The organism is Actinobacillus suis ATCC 33415 (genome assembly GCF_000739435.1).
Lineage (GTDB): Bacteria > Pseudomonadota > Gammaproteobacteria > Enterobacterales > Pasteurellaceae > Actinobacillus > Actinobacillus suis.
The window spans coordinates 1,672,642-1,686,960 of sequence record NZ_CP009159.1 but is presented as its reverse complement, the minus strand read 5'-3'; the positions used below and the strand labels follow the sequence as shown (position 1 = coordinate 1,686,960).

The window sequence follows — 14,319 nt, the reverse complement described above, 5'->3', positions numbered from 1 at the left end:
CGTGACAAAATGAAGAAATCATTTCTCCTATTGCCTGTAGCCGCACTTATTTTAACCGCATGTAGTTCAAATGATCCGGCTCCGGTTGTAAGTGCAAAAGACAGCACGGAATTAAGCCCTGGTGTAATGCAACCGGTATCCGGTACAGCACCGACAACTTATGGTTGGCAGTCTGATATTCAGCCGGCATCAATGCCTGCAACAATGGGAAATACACCGGCAAGCGTGCCGACTGTTTCTCAGCCTGTGGTAACCAATCCGGTTATCACAGAGCAACCGGCTCAACCTCAAACAACAACGAAAGTTGTGAAAAAAACTAAAACGGTAGAGAAAAAGGTAAACCAAAATTTCGAAATCCCTCGTGATGCGAATAATGCGCCGGTATATAGCCAAATTCAGAAAGGCTTTTATGACGGCTCAACTTATACGGTACGTAAAGGCGATACCATGTTTTTGATTGCTTATATTATCGGTAAAGACGTAAAAGAAATTGCCGCATTAAATAATATGAGTGAACCATATCAATTAACCGTAGGGCAAAAACTAAAAACAGGTAAATCGGCAACAGAGACGATAACGGTAGAAGAAAAAGTGACCGTGCCGGTAGAGCCGAAAGTGACTTATCAGCAAGGTGCAAACGGAACTACTTATTCTTCTGACGGTAATATTACCGGTCCGGTAAAAGCAAGTACTGGTGCAACTGCTCCGACCGTAACACCATCGGCAAATAATGGTATTCAAGCTTCAGTAGGTACGGCTGCAACTGCAACATCCGGTGGTGTAGTGGCAACCGCAGCAACCGCTCCGGCTGTGCGTGCGACAACAGCAACTTCACCGAATTACTCTACATCAAATACGGTAGCTGCACTGGCTTCAAACTTTAAATGGCAATGGCCGACAGCCGGTCGTGTTGTATCCGGTTTCTCTTCTGCTGAAGGCGGTAACAAAGGTATTGATATTGCCGGTAGCAAAGGTCAAGACGTGAAAGCGGCTGCAGCAGGTAAAGTTGTGTATGCAGGTAACGCTCTAGAAGGCTATGGCAACTTAATTATCATTAAACACAGCGATGACTTCTTAAGTGCTTATGCACATAACGATAGTATCAAAGTTGATGAGCAAGATACCGTAAATGCCGGTGAAACCATTGCTAAAATGGGTAGCACCGGTACCAACAGTAACAAACTTCACTTTGAAATTCGTTACAAAGGTAAGTCTGTTGACCCGACACGTTATTTACCGAAAAGATAGTAATTTTTAGTTAAAATCCGACCGCTTGTCATTGCGAACAAGCGGTCTTTTTTCATCAATTTTTTACCATGCGAACATTATTACTCATCAGCATATTCATTGGCTTTCTCAGTGCGTGTGAAATGAACAAGGAAAGTGTCGGTACGACACAAGATAAGTACGGTTGCTTATCATCAGCCGGTTTTAGCTATTCATTTTTGCAAAAAGAATGTGTACAACCTTTTAAGCTAGCAAACATTCGTTTAGCTGATCCGGCAAATCGTGATGTGGCGATTTATATTGTCTTATCCGAAGATAAATCTCAAGCGGAATTATTTTCGGTAAACTTACCGCAAGGCACAATTTTAGATGCGGTCAAAGGTGGATATTTATCAAAGGACAATCAAATCCGATTAATCAAACGTGCCGAAGGTTGGAAAATTTATTTATAAATTAGCCCGCTTGTTATTTGATAAGCGGTTGTTTTTGTGAGGAAAATAGCAAATGGTTACACGTTGTGGCTGGGTTGGCGAAAGTGAAATTTATATCAATTATCACGATCAAGAATGGGGCAAGCCTGAATTTGATAGCCGCAAATTATTTGAAAAAATTTGTCTAGAAGGGCAACAAGCGGGGCTTTCTTGGATTACGGTTTTGAAAAAGCGTGAGGCTTACCGTCAGGCATTTTTCCAGTTTGATCCGGAACGTATTGCACAAATGACGGAAGAAGATCTCGAGCAACTTATGCAAAATGCCGGTTTGATTCGCCACCGAGCTAAACTGGAAGCGATTGTTAAAAATGCGAAGGCTTATCTTGCTATGCAAGCAAATGGAGAAGATTTCAGCCGGTTTATTTGGGCATTTGTAGGTGGTAAACCGCAAATTAATGATGTACCGGATTTATCAGTCGTACCTGCAAAAACAGCCGTTTCGGCAGCGATGTCAAAAGCATTGAAAAAGAAAGGTTTTGTATTTGTCGGGGAAACTACCTGTTACGCTTTTATGCAATCGATGGGATTAGTTGATGATCATCTGAATGATTGTTGTTGTAAGAGTAAAAGCTAACAAAAAGGGGGATATAGCCACGGCTATATCCCCCTTATATATTAGAGCTTCGCTTCAATTAATTTAGCTAATGCCGTGATGTGATCGGCATTGGCATTGAGCGCCGGAATGTAGCGATAAGATTGTCCACCGGCGTTGAGGAAGTTTTCTTTGTTTTCCTCAGCAATTTCTTCTAATGTTTCCAAACAATCCGCTGAAAAGCCAGCACAAATCACGGCGATTTTCTTCACGCCTTGGCTTGGTAATTTTTCTAAGGTTTCATCTGTATAAGGTTGTAACCATTCTTCATCACCAAAACGAGACTGATAAGTTACCAACCATTGTTCGTCAGCAAGCGATAATTTGTCTGCGACTAATTGTGCGGTTTGTTGACAATGTTCCGGATAAAAATCACCTTCAGTTTGATAGCGTTTAGGAATGCCATGGAACGAAAATAATAATTTTTCATCTTCCGCTAACTGAATCGTATTCGCCAGTGCCTGAATATAAAGTGGATCGTTATGATAGCTATGAATAAACTCAAACGGCACAATTTTTCGTTGTTGAGTTAAGCCGCGTGCGAAAGCGTCCAACACTGAGGCGGTTGTAGTACTACTGTATTGCGGATAAAGCGGCAACACAATGATTTTACTCACACCGGCTTTAATCAGGCGGTCGGTTGCGCTTTCAATACTCGGATTACCATAGCTCATCCCAAGCTCCACCAAGACATTTTGGTTTTGTTGATTAAAGTAATCTTGTAGTGCTTGTTGTTGTTGGCGTGAAATAGCTAGTAGCGGAGAGCCTTGCTCTGTCCAGATCTCACGATAAAGCTTTGCAACCTTAGGAGATCTTTTAGGCAAGATGATCCCGTTTAAGATCAATTGCCATTTGAATTTAGGTAAGTCGATCACACGAGGATCACTTAAAAATTGTTTAAGATAGCGTTTTACCGCCGGAGCTGTCGGTTCATCAGGAGTGCCGAGATTCGCCAGTAGTACGCCGATTTTGTTTGAGGTCATAAGAAAGCTCTTTGAATATGGATCGAAATAACTGAATTTTGCGTTAATTCGGATATGAAAACAAATAGAATTTTTGCGTTAATTACAGAGATAGGCGATAATCTATATCAAGCGGTCTTTTTTCGGAAAAACTTTGCAAATAATCGAAGGGTATTTTGCTTTCGTCCTTGATTTTTGTTTAATTTATCGGTAAAATCGCAACTCTTTTTTATGGTCCTCGTTTGGCAAAGATTTAATTCCAGCCAACATATTTAAATATTTAGGTAGATAGCAATGAAACGTACATTTCAACCTTCTGTATTAAAACGTGCTCGTACTCACGGTTTCCGTGCTCGTATGGCTACTAAAAACGGTCGTCAAGTTTTAGCACGTCGTCGTGCTAAAGGTCGTAAATCTTTATCTGCATAATTTGCAGTTAAAGCAAAGCCTTATCACATCAGTGAAAAAGCTAACCTTTTCTCGGGAGCTACGCTTGTTAGCTCCCACTCAATTTAAAGCTGTGTTCGAACAACCGTTTCGAGCTAGCACTCCCGAACTTACTATTCTCGCTCGTCATAATCATCTTGATATTCCTCGTCTTGGTTTAACTGTTGCTAAAAAACATTTAAAACGTGCTCACGATCGTAATCGCATTAAGCGTATTGTGCGTGAAAGCTTTCGTTTAAAGCAGCATGAATTACCAAGTGCAGATTTTGTGTTTGTGGCAAAAGGCGGTATCGGTAAGCTCGATAATGCCACTCTTTTTGCGATGTTGGAGAAGCTATGGGCTCGTCACATCCGTCTGGCGAAAAAGCCACAAGTGTAAAAGTAACGCCTTCAATTGGGGCTCGTTTACTATTACTACCAATCTATTTTTATCGTTATTGCATTAGCCCATTAATTGGGCCTCGCTGTCGTTTTTATCCGACGTGTTCGACTTATGCGGTTGAAGCGATTAAAGTGCATGGTGCGATAAAAGGTGGTTGGCTGGCGACAAAACGAATTGCCCGTTGCCATCCTTGGAGTGAAGGTGGTGAAGATCCAGTGCCAGGTTGTTGTAGTAAACAACATTTGCACGAAGATCATTAGTTCAAATAGCAATAAAAAAGGCGACCAAGCGGTCGCCTTTTTTGATCTTTTTACAATTATGCGTAATACATTTCGAATTCTACTGGGTGTGGCGTCATATTTAAACGCTCAACCTCTTTACGGCGGATACCGATATACGCATCTACGAATTCTTTCGAGAATACGCCGCCTTGAGTTAAGAACTCATAGTCCGCTGCAAGTGAATCTAACGCTTCTTCTAATGAGCTTGCCACTGCCGGAATTTCTTTAAGTTCTTCCGGTGGTAAGTCATAAAGGTTTTTATCCATTGCATCGCCTGGGTGAATTTTATTAATTACGCCGTCTAAACCTGCCATTAACAATGCTGCAAAGCAGAGGTATGGGTTTGCTAATGGATCCGGGAAACGAGCTTCAACACGCGTTGCTTTCGGGCTGGTTACCGCTGGGATACGGATTGATGCCGAACGGTTACTTGCTGAATAAGCTAATAATACTGGTGCTTCAAAGCCCGGAACTAAACGTTTGTATGAGTTTGTACTTGGGTTGGTAAACGCATTTAATGCTTTAGCATGTTTAATGATACCGCCGATATAATAAAGCGCAGTTTCAGATAAACCGGCATATTTGTCGCCCATAAATACGTTTTTGCCGTCTTTGCTTAATGACATATTACAGTGCATACCTGAGCCGTTATCACCAGCAAACGGTTTTGGCATAAAGCAAGCTGTTTTACCGTGTTCTAACGCAACATTTTGCACGACATATTTATAGATCTGTGTTTCGTCCGCTTTTAAAGTAAGGCTGTTAAATTTCGTCGCAATTTCATTTTGACCTGCTGTTGCCACCTCATGGTGATGTGCTTCAACCACTAAGCCCATTTCTTCTAAAATTAAGCACATTTCCGAACGAATATCGTGTGCCGAGTCGATTGGCGCAACGGCACAGTAACCGCCTTTTTTGAGCGGACGATAGCCTGTATTGCCGTCTTCATATTTACGATTTGTGTTCCAAGCCGCTTCAATATCATCAATTTTGTACGACACGTTGTTCATACCAACGTTATAACGTACATCATCAAATAAGAAGAATTCCGGTTCCGGACCAAACATTACGCTATCAGCAATACCGGTTGATTTTAAGTAATTTTCCGCACGAATAGCAATTGAACGTGGGTCACGGTCATAAGATTGCATTGTGTTTGGGTCGTAGATGCTACAGCGGATAGTAAGAGTAGGGATTCGAGCGAAAGGGTCAACAACAGCAGTTTCAGCGATTGGCATTAAAAGCATATCGGCTTTATTGATAGCTTTCCAACCTTCAACAGACGAACCGTCGAACATTTTACCTTCTTCGAATAAGTCTTCTAAATCGTCACCGATTAAACTTACCGGGAGTGAAACACCGTGTTCTTTACCTTTGATATCGGTAAATTTTAACATTACGAATTTGATATCGTTATCTTTAATTAAATCAAATACTCTTTTTACAGACATTGTGGAAGTTCCTTCAAGCGGGTTGATTTTCACAGGAATTTGCGAAAGCAAAAAGATACAAGAATTTGAGAAAATTTGAAATAGATAAACAGCATTATTTGCAAAAATTTTCGAATCGAAAGAAAAATTCTTTCGAATATGGCCCTTGTCGGAACTTAATCGTTTGCGTGAGGTCAAAATATAACCATCTAAACAAATATTAGATGGTTTTAGTTACGAAATAGATTCATGGTCGGATCTCCACGAAAAAAGAATCATTTGCATGAACTATTCGGCGGTTGATGCGTCTATCTATATGTACGGACTTGATTCGGACAGTTAAAAATTTTATTCATTATGTATCAAAATGGGCTGGGTTTTATACCTAGCCATTTTTATTTCTGCACGGGGGTTTTAATTAATAACCTTTTGACTGAAAGTCCGGTAAAAAAGCATTCGAATTTAACCGCTTCACTTCAGTTTCAATTCTGCCGTCTGCAAATAAACTGAGTTCTCGCCAGCCTTGAGGTAAGAGATCAAGGGTAAACTCATCGCAATTCGGTTTAAATTGAATACAAGTCGAAGGGGTTGCTAACACTCGATAACCTTTCCACTCGGCATCGACTTCTTGGTGAATATGTCCGTGTAAAATGGCTTTAACGTTTGGATAACGGCTTAACACTTCAGCTAATGCCTCACTATTTTTTAAACAGTGTTGATCGAGCCATGCAGAATTTGTCGGCAAAATATTATGGTGTAGCACAACTAAAGTATAGCGTTCGGGATATTCCGCCAATTTGCTATTTAGCCACGCAAGTTGTCCGAAAGATAAATTGCCGCTAGGTGCGTTTGCTACTTGGCTGTTAAGTAAAAGTATTTGCCAGTGCAAACCTGCTAAAATTTGTTTTTCTGATTGAATATGCGGGTGCTTGGCTAAATAGAGACTCATTTGCGGCTGTCTATCATGATTTCCTTCCAGCCAAAAAATCGGCTTCGCAAGCGGTTTCACCATTTGGGCAAAACGGTGATAAGCTTCGGGATTGTGATCTTGGATAAGATCACCGGTGGCAAGCACTAAATCATAGTCAAATGAGGTTTGTTGGATTTGATCAAGTACTGCTTGAAAACTATCGGTTGTGTTTACGCCGAGTAATTTTTCATGCTTAGCGGAAAATAGGTGTGGATCGGTTATTTGAAGTAATCGCACAACAGGTTCCTTTTTACCTAGCGAATAAAAGCCGTTCATTATTTTTCTCCTTCTTAAGCGACTACTTTCGTTCTCTCGTAGATAAATACTTTACTATGTTATTTAAGTTTATCAGCTACTGATGATTAAAAATGAGCGCTATACCTCATTTTTCACAGAAATTTACGTTTTTTTGCGTATTTATCAACAAAGACGCCCTCTAAAAGAGGGCGAAAACTTTTAGTCAATTGAATAAATTGTTTCTTACTTTTGGTATTTTTGATAATTAAGTTGCAGCCATTGTAAGCCGACAACGGCAATCACATTGTCAATTTTCCCTTCGCAAACCCACTGATAGGCTTGTTCACGGCTGATAACGTGTACCAAAATATCTTCACCTTCTTCTTCTAATCCATGTACTGCACCTGATTGAACCGCAGAGCTATCGATTAAACCAAGGAATAAATGTAAACGCTCCAATTGTCCGCCTGGGCTATCCCAAATACTCAGGGCGTGTTCCACCTTTTCAACGTATAAACCGGCTTCTTCTTGTGCTTCTCGAATTGCCACTTCCGCCGGATCTTCATTTCCTTTATCCACCATACCGGCAACCAGTTCCAATAGCCAAGGCGATTTATCCGAACGAGGATCATAAGCGCCGATACGAACCTGTTCAACTAGCACTACGCTATCACGAACCGGATCATAGGCAATTAGTGCAGATGCCGCGCCTTTAATTAATAATTCACGTACGATTTCTCCACTCATTTCGCCGGAAAATAATTTATGGCGAAAGTGCATTTTTTTCAGTTCAAAATGCCCTTTATAGACGGTTTCTTCTTTGAGCATATGTAAGTCATGTTGTGAGAATTGAAGAATCTCAGCCATATAAATTCCTTAGCTTTTACGTAAGCGGTCTGTATGAACAATAAATAATGCGATAATCATTACTAAAATAGATAGTGCAAATAGCAGTGTATGTATTGCATTGGAATGATCGACAATAATTAAGCGTACCATGGCAGTAATCCCGATATACAGGAAGTAGCGCAGAGGGAAGTGATAATTATATTTAAAATATTGCACGATTAGGGCTAAAAATTCGAAATAAAGGAAGAAAATCACAATTTTCTCAACGATTTGGAATTTTTCACTATGGTTTGCCAATAATTCAAATAAAGAATAGGCTTCGGAAAAGAGCGAATAAGAGAGTAATACCCCCGCCACTAATAACGAAATATTGAGCGTCCACTGGAAAAACTCGGAAACAATTTTTCCAAAGCGAGAGTGTTTTTCTGCTAATGTGAGTTTAGGCATTTAGGTTCCTTGGATTAACTTGATAAACAAGCGGTTGAAAATCAGAAATTTTTTGCAATTTACCGTCTTTCCATTCACTAATAATGGCAAGCGAGTTCGCTAAATCTTGATAAAAATAGCATAAGTAAAACGGCAGCTGATGATAAAAATGTAATGTGCCTGCCGGGCAGTATGCCGAACGGACAATGCGCTGTAGTGGAAGATGTTGCACTTCAGATAATTTCACAATCCCCACACCTTGTGATTTCAGTACCGCTTCATGCAAACACCAGCTCAAATAAAACCGATCGGCTAATTCGGTAAATGGTGTGTGATTTCGCTCAAGTAATCCTTCGATTTCTTCCGCATTCGCATAATGACGTAACAGATCGGCATAGCGTCTGATTTTTTGCGGATGTTCAATATCAATCCCCACTTGTAATTTACTTTTATGATAACAAAAGATTACCGCCACCCACTCGCCGGAATGGCTGATATTAAAATCGATGTTCTCATGTTGTACAAAAGGTCTGCCGCTTTGCGTACGTTGAATATCGTCCAATAAATTTAGTGGTAATTGATATTTTTCAAACAGTTGAGTCAATAGAAAATGGGCGGTTCTGCGACTTTTCCAACGTTTTAATTGGCGTTCGGAAAGCTCGGCCGGCGGTAAAAAAGGAAGTGGTATCGGCTCATCATAATGAGCAAATACCACTTCAATAATTGGGAATGAGTTTGCCATAAATAGGGTCTTACAAGCGGTTAAATTTAATCGAAATTTTGCAAAAAATTAATGATATTCTACCGCTTTATTGCAAGGGTTAAAACACCCGCGGCGACAAGCGCAATACCGATCCAATCTTGACCGCTCGGTCTTTCGCCTAAAAAGATTACGGCAAATACGGTAACTAAAACAATACTAAATTTATCAATCGGGGCAACTTGCGAGGCATTTCCCATTTGTAACGCTTTGAAATAAGCAAGCCACGAAACACCGGTGGCTAGTCCCGATAAGATTAAAAATGTCCAGTTTTTACCGGTTAGAGAACCGAACGGCTGCCATTTACCGCTATAAGTCAGAAAGGCGGCGAGTGCGATCAGAATGACCACCGTTCGGATAAAGGTAGCGAAATCCGAATCAATACCCTGTAAGCCGACTTTAGCAAAAATTGCAGTAAGTGAAGCGAATAATGCGGAGGCGAGCGCCCAATAAAGCCATTCATTTGACATAGTGATACCTCTTTTGATTTAAAAATAAGCAAATAGATGAAATTTATCCCTTATTTTAACAAAATTACAGCGAATTCTACTTTTGTATTAGGTTAAAAAAATGTTAATGTCAGAAAAGAGGTAAAATGAAGTTTAAACATAATAACCTCATTTAACGATAGGAGATTTTTATGATCAAACAGATTCAGAAATTTCTGAAGCTAGAAGCAGCAAGTGGGATTTTATTGTTGGTTTCCGCCTTACTCGCAATGATTTTTGCGAATACGGATTTAAAGCAACTTTATTTTAGTTTTTTGCAAACCGAGGTAGCAATTAAGTTTGGTGCCTTCAGCATTGATAAGCCGTTACTCATGTGGGTGAATGACGGCTTTATGGCGGTCTTTTTTATTTTAGTCGGCTTGGAAGTAAAACGAGAATTGTTTGAAGGTTCGTTATCCAGTTACCAAAAAGCCGCGTTTCCGGCTTTTGCCGCTATCGGCGGAATGGTAATTCCGGCGTTAATTTATTGGATGATTAACCGAGATTTCCCGGCTTACCAAGATGGTTGGGCAATTCCGATGGCAACCGATATTGCATTTGCGTTAGGTATTGTGGCTTTACTCTGTAAACAAGTGCCACCGGCACTCAAGGTGTTTTTACTTGCTTTAGCGATTATTGATGACCTTGGCGCGATTGTAGTGATTGCCTTGTTCTTCTCACATGAGATGAGTATTCAAGCGCTGATTATTGCCAGCATTGCGATTTTGATTCTAATCGGTATGAATCGCTATAAAGTAGTCGGGTTGATGAACTATGCGATTATTGGTACGATTTTATGGGCATCGGTGTTGAAATCCGGTGTACACGCCACATTAGCGGGGGTGATTATCGGTTTCTGTATTCCATTGCGCGGTAAAAACGGCGAAGCACCATTGCATCACCTTGAACATACTCTTGCGCCGTGGTGTTCATTTGTGATTTTACCGTTATTTGCCTTCTCCAATGCCGGTGTTTCACTAACGGGTATGAGTCTAGAGCAAATTACATCACCTTTACCTTTAGGTGTGGCATTAGGTTTGATTATCGGTAAACCGCTCGGTGTGTTCTTATTCAGTTATTTAGCGGTTTTATTACGCATTGCGAAGTTACCGAAAGGCATTAACTTTAAACAAATTTTTGCGATTGCTGTACTGTGTGGTATCGGCTTTACCATGTCGATGTTTATTGCAGGGCTTGCTTTCGGCGAAGAACATGCGGACGAGAGCCTATTGGCGCTTGCTCGTTTAGGTATTTTAATGGGAACTTTCGTTTCGGCGGTTATCGGTTATTTCTTATTGAAAGTGACGACAAAATCGAAAGCAAAAGCTGTGCAAACAGCCTCGTAAGCGGTTAAATTTTCTCAATTTTTTACCAATAAAATGCCTCATCCTTTGTTTGGTTGGGGTATTTTACTTTTGGTGATTTGGGAACTTTTAGCGAAAATATGCTTCTTATTAAGCTCAAAAAAATCATAAAAACGATAAAGGAGATGTTATGCAAAAAGTTGTGTTACTTACAACGTTAGCGTTGTCGGCGTGTGTTTATGTTGTTCCATCAGCCGAAATGGGAGGCGGTTATCCGATGAACACACCGAATGTTATTGTTATTCCAAACCATCAACCGAATAGTCAGCAGGGTTATCCACATTTACCGCATAGCGGATTAATTAAAACGGCATCGGGTAAATGTTTAGATCAAAGCGGCTCCGATTATCGCGGAATCATTGCTTATCACTGCCACGGTAAAGCGAACCAGCGTTTTGAATTTGTGAATTCACAAATTAGGGTGAATGGGCAGTGTTTAGATGTTGGCGGTGAACACCAATATAACGGCGCAAAAGTGATTACTTATCGTTGTCATGGTGGTGAGAATCAGCAGTGGTTTAGAGACGGGCAACAAATCCGTAGCGCTATGAGCGGTAAATGTCTGGATATTGGTAAACGAGGAAATAAACTGGCGATTTATCAATGTGACGGCAGCCGAGGACAGCAATTTTTCTATTAAGTAAAAAAGGTGCAGTTGCACCTTTTTTCGTTTTAAACCTGTAACCAAAAAGTCACCGGCCCATCATTTTGTAAGCTGACTTGCATATCTGCTGCGAATTGCCCGGTTTGGGTATAGATTTTCTGTGCGGCTTGCTGATGGAAATATTCGTATAACGCATTCGCCTCCTGAGGGGCTGCACCACGCGAAAAACTTGGGCGTAAACCTTTGTTGGTATCGGCTGCTAAAGTAAATTGTGATACCACTAATAAACTTCCACCGGCTTGCTGTACGTTTAAGTTCATTTTGCCTTGTTCATCGGAAAATACCCGATAGTTAAGCACTTTTTCCAGCAATTTATCCGCTTTGGCTTGGTCGTCACCTTGTTCTACGCCAAGTAATACCAATAAACCATGCGCAATTTCACCGACCGTTTGATCTTCAACTTCTACTTTTGCCCATTTTACACGTTGGATTAAGCCAATCATTTTAGTTCTAATTCTCCATTTTTTATCATTTCTAAATCTTTTAATACCGAAGCAAATTGTCCGCCGAGTAACACGACTTGCCAGCTTAAGTGAATCCAAACAATCATGATCGGTAACACGGCAAGTGCGCCATAAATGGCTTGATAAGACGGGAAAGTCGTGACATACCAAATAAACGCTTGCTTACCCAAAGTAAAAAATATTGCGGCAAATAATGCACCGATTGCGGCATGCTTACATTTTACCTTGGTATTTGGCACGATTTTATACACGAAAGTAAATAATAACCAAATTAAGCCGAACGGTACATATTTGAGTAAGTAGTGGCTAAAGGACAACATTCCACTTTCACTAAAAATTTCGAAAGACATCACATAAGTACTAATTGCAATACTCATTCCGGCAAAAATCGGCGCAAAAATCAGAATTAAAGTGTAGAGCAAAAAAGAGATAAAAATCGACCGCTTGCGTGTATTATGCCAGATGTCATTTAGGCTTTGGTCAATACTGGAAATCAACATCACTGCGACGACAAATAAGCCGACAATGCTGATTAATCCCATTTTTTTCGAATTGCTGACGAACAACTCAATATATTCTTCAACCAGATGTCCCGCATTTGGTGCGAAGTTATCATAGATAAAATCTTTAAGTAATTCGGTGGCTTCGTGAAAGATTGGGAAAAAAGTAAAGACCGAAAATACGACCATAATCAAGGGGACTATCGCTAACATTGTGCTGTATGTCAGATAGCCCGCCGAAATGGCGATTTTATTTTGCTGCCAGCGTTTAAAGAATATTTTGCAAAATAGCGTAAGAGTATTCATGGTAAAAATTTGATGAAATTTAACCGCTTACGAACACTCAAATTCAGCATTCGTAAGCAAGAAAAGGGTAGATAGGGGGATTTATTTTCTGATCAAATAATTCCCTTCGCAGACCCATTTGTAGGTGGTGAGAGCCTCTAAGCCCATTGGACCTCGTGCGTGGAGTTTTTGGGTACTCACTGCCACTTCTGCCCCTAAACCGAATTCACCGCCGTCAGTAAAACGGGTGCTGGCATTGATATAGACTGCCGCCGCATCGACTTGGGCGACAAACTGGCGCGCCAGTTGGTAATCGGAAGTCAGAATGGCTTCCGAATGTTGCGAACCGTATTCACGAATATGTTCCACCGCCTTGGCTAAGTTCTCGACCACCACCACATTTAAATCTAACGAAAGCCATTCTTGACGCATTCTTGCTTGATCAAGCGGTTCAATTCCCTCAGTTTTTTGCAAATCATCGGTATGTAATGTCACGCCTAATGCTTTCATACGATTTGCAAGTTTCGGTAAAAATTCGACCGCTATTGCTTTTTCAACTAATAAGGTTTCAAGCGTGTTACAAGTGCTTGGGCGTTGCGTTTTGGCATTCGCAATCAATTCTAACGCTTTTTGTTGGTCGGCACTTTTTTCGACAAACATATGACAAACACCGATACCGCCGACAATTACCGGAATAGTCGAGTTCTCTTTACAGAACTGATGCAAACCGGCACCGCCACGAGGGATTACCATATCAATATAACGATCGAGTTTTAATAATTCGAGTAATAAAGCACGATCCGGATCGGTGACCGCCTGAACAGCCAGTTTCGGTAAACCGGCGGTTTCTAACGCTTGTTGTACGACTTCCACTAACACTGCATTGGTAAATTTAGTTTCTTTGCCACCACGCAAAATCACTGCATTGCCGGTTTTCAAGCACAGCGAAGCGACATCAATCGTTACGTTTGGGCGTGCTTCATAAATGGTGAGAATCACCCCGAGCGGCACACGCTGACGCTCAATTTTCAGCCCTGAATCTAACACACCGCCATCAATCACCTGCCCAACCGGATCGGCTAATTTCGCCACATTACGTACATCGTTAGCAATACCTTGCAAACGGCTTTCATTTAATAACAAACGGTCGATGATAGCGGTCGAAATTCCCTGATTTTTTGCAAATTCAATATCTTTGGCATTAGCGGCAAGGATTTCAGCCGAGCGCTGTTCAAGCTGTTGTGCAATGGTAAGTAGCGCTTGATTTTTTTGAACGTTTCCGAATTGAGCCAATTCAACACTGGCGATTTTAGCTTGTTGAGCGAGGGTAATCATTTGCATAGTGGTATCTCTAAATAGTTGGAATGTTCAACAGTCTATCATAGCTATTTATCTGGATTAAAGTAGAAATTTTAGGTTAATTGGTAAGAAAAATAATTCTCATTTATATAGATTGAAACTGCAATTTATGTTTATAATTGTAATTATTTGTCTTTAACG

At 40.6% G+C, this 14,319-nt stretch carries 18 protein-coding genes; 8 read left to right on the top strand and 10 right to left on the bottom strand.

Translation table 11 applies throughout. The annotated features are described in order from the left end of the window. Positions 1-9: 9 nt before the first annotated feature. From ASU1_RS07710 to ASU1_RS07700, 3 genes are all read left to right on the top strand, one after another. Positions 10-1,248, top strand: coding sequence for a peptidoglycan DD-metalloendopeptidase family protein (locus ASU1_RS07710; RefSeq protein WP_014992193.1), 1,239 nt, complete (start codon positions 10-12; stop codon positions 1,246-1,248). A 122-nt stretch (positions 1,249-1,370) separates the two neighbouring features. Then, positions 1,371-1,679: a hypothetical protein gene (locus ASU1_RS07705; RefSeq protein WP_014992192.1), complete on the top strand. Its 309-nt coding sequence runs from the start codon at positions 1,371-1,373 to the stop codon at positions 1,677-1,679. A gap of 52 nt (positions 1,680-1,731) precedes the next feature. Continuing rightward, positions 1,732-2,292, top strand: a complete 561-nt coding sequence (locus ASU1_RS07700) for a DNA-3-methyladenine glycosylase I (protein WP_014992191.1) — start codon at positions 1,732-1,734, stop codon at positions 2,290-2,292. A gap of 41 nt (positions 2,293-2,333) precedes the next feature. Here the strand turns inward: ASU1_RS07700 and hemH are convergent, their stop codons facing one another. After that, the gene (hemH, locus tag ASU1_RS07695) at positions 2,334-3,293 is read right to left on the bottom strand and encodes a ferrochelatase (RefSeq protein ID WP_014992190.1); all 960 of its coding nucleotides are present in this window, start codon (positions 3,291-3,293) and stop codon (positions 2,334-2,336) included. Between the two features lie 273 nt (positions 3,294-3,566). On the opposite strand from hemH, the gene rpmH reads away from it, so the two are divergent. From rpmH to yidD, 3 genes are read left to right on the top strand one after another with little or no spacing between them, the layout of a single operon-like run. Further along, positions 3,567-3,701: a 50S ribosomal protein L34 gene (gene rpmH / locus ASU1_RS07690; RefSeq protein WP_005599701.1), complete on the top strand. Its 135-nt coding sequence runs from the start codon at positions 3,567-3,569 to the stop codon at positions 3,699-3,701. 31 nt (positions 3,702-3,732) lie between these two features. Further along, complete coding sequence (gene rnpA, locus ASU1_RS07685) at positions 3,733-4,098, top strand: ribonuclease P protein component (RefSeq protein ID WP_014992189.1); 366 nt, start codon at positions 3,733-3,735, stop codon at positions 4,096-4,098. After that, a complete protein-coding gene (gene yidD, locus ASU1_RS07680; protein ID WP_014992188.1) occupies positions 4,056-4,361 on the top strand; it encodes a membrane protein insertion efficiency factor YidD in 306 nt (101 codons plus the stop codon). The genes rnpA and yidD overlap by 43 nt, the downstream gene beginning before the upstream one ends. Before the next feature lie 56 nt (positions 4,362-4,417). On the opposite strand, the gene glnA is transcribed toward yidD, so the two are convergent. The 6 genes from glnA to ASU1_RS07650 all read right to left on the bottom strand — a co-directional run bounded on the left by glnA (position 4,418) and on the right by ASU1_RS07650 (position 9,524). Then, the gene (glnA, locus tag ASU1_RS07675; protein ID WP_014992187.1) at positions 4,418-5,833 is read right to left on the bottom strand and encodes a type I glutamate--ammonia ligase; all 1,416 of its coding nucleotides are present in this window, start codon (positions 5,831-5,833) and stop codon (positions 4,418-4,420) included. A 397-nt stretch (positions 5,834-6,230) separates the two neighbouring features. Next, entirely contained in the window at positions 6,231-7,058 is an 828-nt protein-coding gene (gene cpdA, locus ASU1_RS07670) for a 3',5'-cyclic-AMP phosphodiesterase (protein ID WP_014992186.1), read from the bottom strand. A 204-nt stretch (positions 7,059-7,262) separates the two neighbouring features. Next, positions 7,263-7,886 (bottom strand): ADP-ribose diphosphatase, encoded by a 624-nt coding sequence (gene nudF, locus ASU1_RS07665; RefSeq protein WP_014992185.1) that lies wholly within the window; start codon positions 7,884-7,886, stop codon positions 7,263-7,265. A gap of 9 nt (positions 7,887-7,895) precedes the next feature. Continuing rightward, complete coding sequence (gene psiE / locus ASU1_RS07660) at positions 7,896-8,315, bottom strand: phosphate-starvation-inducible protein PsiE (protein ID WP_014992184.1); 420 nt, start codon at positions 8,313-8,315, stop codon at positions 7,896-7,898. After that, entirely contained in the window at positions 8,308-9,036 is a 729-nt protein-coding gene (locus ASU1_RS07655) for a 4'-phosphopantetheinyl transferase family protein (RefSeq protein ID WP_014992183.1), read from the bottom strand. Before ASU1_RS07655 ends, psiE begins: the two co-directional genes overlap by 8 nt. A gap of 59 nt (positions 9,037-9,095) precedes the next feature. Further along, positions 9,096-9,524: an EamA family transporter gene (locus ASU1_RS07650; protein WP_014992182.1), complete on the bottom strand. Its 429-nt coding sequence runs from the start codon at positions 9,522-9,524 to the stop codon at positions 9,096-9,098. Positions 9,525-9,694: 170 nt separating this feature from the next. On the opposite strand from ASU1_RS07650, the gene nhaA reads away from it, so the two are divergent. Beyond that, entirely contained in the window at positions 9,695-10,888 is a 1,194-nt protein-coding gene (gene nhaA, locus ASU1_RS07645) for a Na+/H+ antiporter NhaA (protein WP_039195353.1), read from the top strand. 148 nt (positions 10,889-11,036) lie between these two features. Then, positions 11,037-11,546, top strand: coding sequence for a ricin-type beta-trefoil lectin domain protein (locus ASU1_RS07640; protein WP_014992180.1), 510 nt, complete (start codon positions 11,037-11,039; stop codon positions 11,544-11,546). A 32-nt stretch (positions 11,547-11,578) separates the two neighbouring features. Here the strand turns inward: ASU1_RS07640 and dtd are convergent, their stop codons facing one another. The 3 genes from dtd to proA form a co-directional block, all read right to left on the bottom strand. Beyond that, positions 11,579-12,013, bottom strand: coding sequence for a D-aminoacyl-tRNA deacylase (dtd, locus tag ASU1_RS07635; RefSeq protein ID WP_014992179.1), 435 nt, complete (start codon positions 12,011-12,013; stop codon positions 11,579-11,581). Then, positions 12,010-12,840, bottom strand: coding sequence for a virulence factor BrkB family protein (locus ASU1_RS07630; protein ID WP_014992178.1), 831 nt, complete (start codon positions 12,838-12,840; stop codon positions 12,010-12,012). The genes dtd and ASU1_RS07630 overlap by 4 nt, the downstream gene beginning before the upstream one ends. Before the next feature lie 81 nt (positions 12,841-12,921). After that, positions 12,922-14,160 (bottom strand): glutamate-5-semialdehyde dehydrogenase, encoded by a 1,239-nt coding sequence (proA, locus tag ASU1_RS07625; protein WP_014992177.1) that lies wholly within the window; start codon positions 14,158-14,160, stop codon positions 12,922-12,924. Positions 14,161-14,319 lie beyond the last annotated feature (159 nt).

Bases quoted from the DNA above. Each gene is read 5' to 3' on its own strand.
- ASU1_RS07710 (WP_014992193.1), top strand. From the start codon at position 10: ATGAAGAAATCATTTCTCCTATTGCCTGTAGCCGCACTTATTTTAACC.
- ASU1_RS07705 (WP_014992192.1), top strand. From the start codon at position 1,371: ATGAACAAGGAAAGTGTCGGTACGACACAAGATAAGTACGGTTGCTTA.
- ASU1_RS07700 (WP_014992191.1), top strand. From the start codon at position 1,732: ATGGTTACACGTTGTGGCTGGGTTGGCGAAAGTGAAATTTATATCAAT.
- hemH (WP_014992190.1), bottom strand. From the start codon at position 3,293: ATGACCTCAAACAAAATCGGCGTACTACTGGCGAATCTCGGCACTCCT.
- rpmH (WP_005599701.1), top strand. From the start codon at position 3,567: ATGAAACGTACATTTCAACCTTCTGTATTAAAACGTGCTCGTACTCAC.
- yidD (WP_014992188.1), top strand. From the start codon at position 4,056: ATGGGCTCGTCACATCCGTCTGGCGAAAAAGCCACAAGTGTAAAAGTA.
- glnA (WP_014992187.1), bottom strand. From the start codon at position 5,833: ATGTCTGTAAAAAGAGTATTTGATTTAATTAAAGATAACGATATCAAA.
- cpdA (WP_014992186.1), bottom strand. From the start codon at position 7,058: ATGAACGGCTTTTATTCGCTAGGTAAAAAGGAACCTGTTGTGCGATTA.
- nudF (WP_014992185.1), bottom strand. From the start codon at position 7,886: ATGGCTGAGATTCTTCAATTCTCACAACATGACTTACATATGCTCAAA.
- psiE (WP_014992184.1), bottom strand. From the start codon at position 8,315: ATGCCTAAACTCACATTAGCAGAAAAACACTCTCGCTTTGGAAAAATT.
- ASU1_RS07655 (WP_014992183.1), bottom strand. From the start codon at position 9,036: ATGGCAAACTCATTCCCAATTATTGAAGTGGTATTTGCTCATTATGAT.
- ASU1_RS07650 (WP_014992182.1), bottom strand. From the start codon at position 9,524: ATGTCAAATGAATGGCTTTATTGGGCGCTCGCCTCCGCATTATTCGCT.
- nhaA (WP_039195353.1), top strand. From the start codon at position 9,695: ATGATCAAACAGATTCAGAAATTTCTGAAGCTAGAAGCAGCAAGTGGG.
- ASU1_RS07640 (WP_014992180.1), top strand. From the start codon at position 11,037: ATGCAAAAAGTTGTGTTACTTACAACGTTAGCGTTGTCGGCGTGTGTT.
- dtd (WP_014992179.1), bottom strand. From the start codon at position 12,013: ATGATTGGCTTAATCCAACGTGTAAAATGGGCAAAAGTAGAAGTTGAA.
- ASU1_RS07630 (WP_014992178.1), bottom strand. From the start codon at position 12,840: ATGAATACTCTTACGCTATTTTGCAAAATATTCTTTAAACGCTGGCAG.
- proA (WP_014992177.1), bottom strand. From the start codon at position 14,160: ATGCAAATGATTACCCTCGCTCAACAAGCTAAAATCGCCAGTGTTGAA.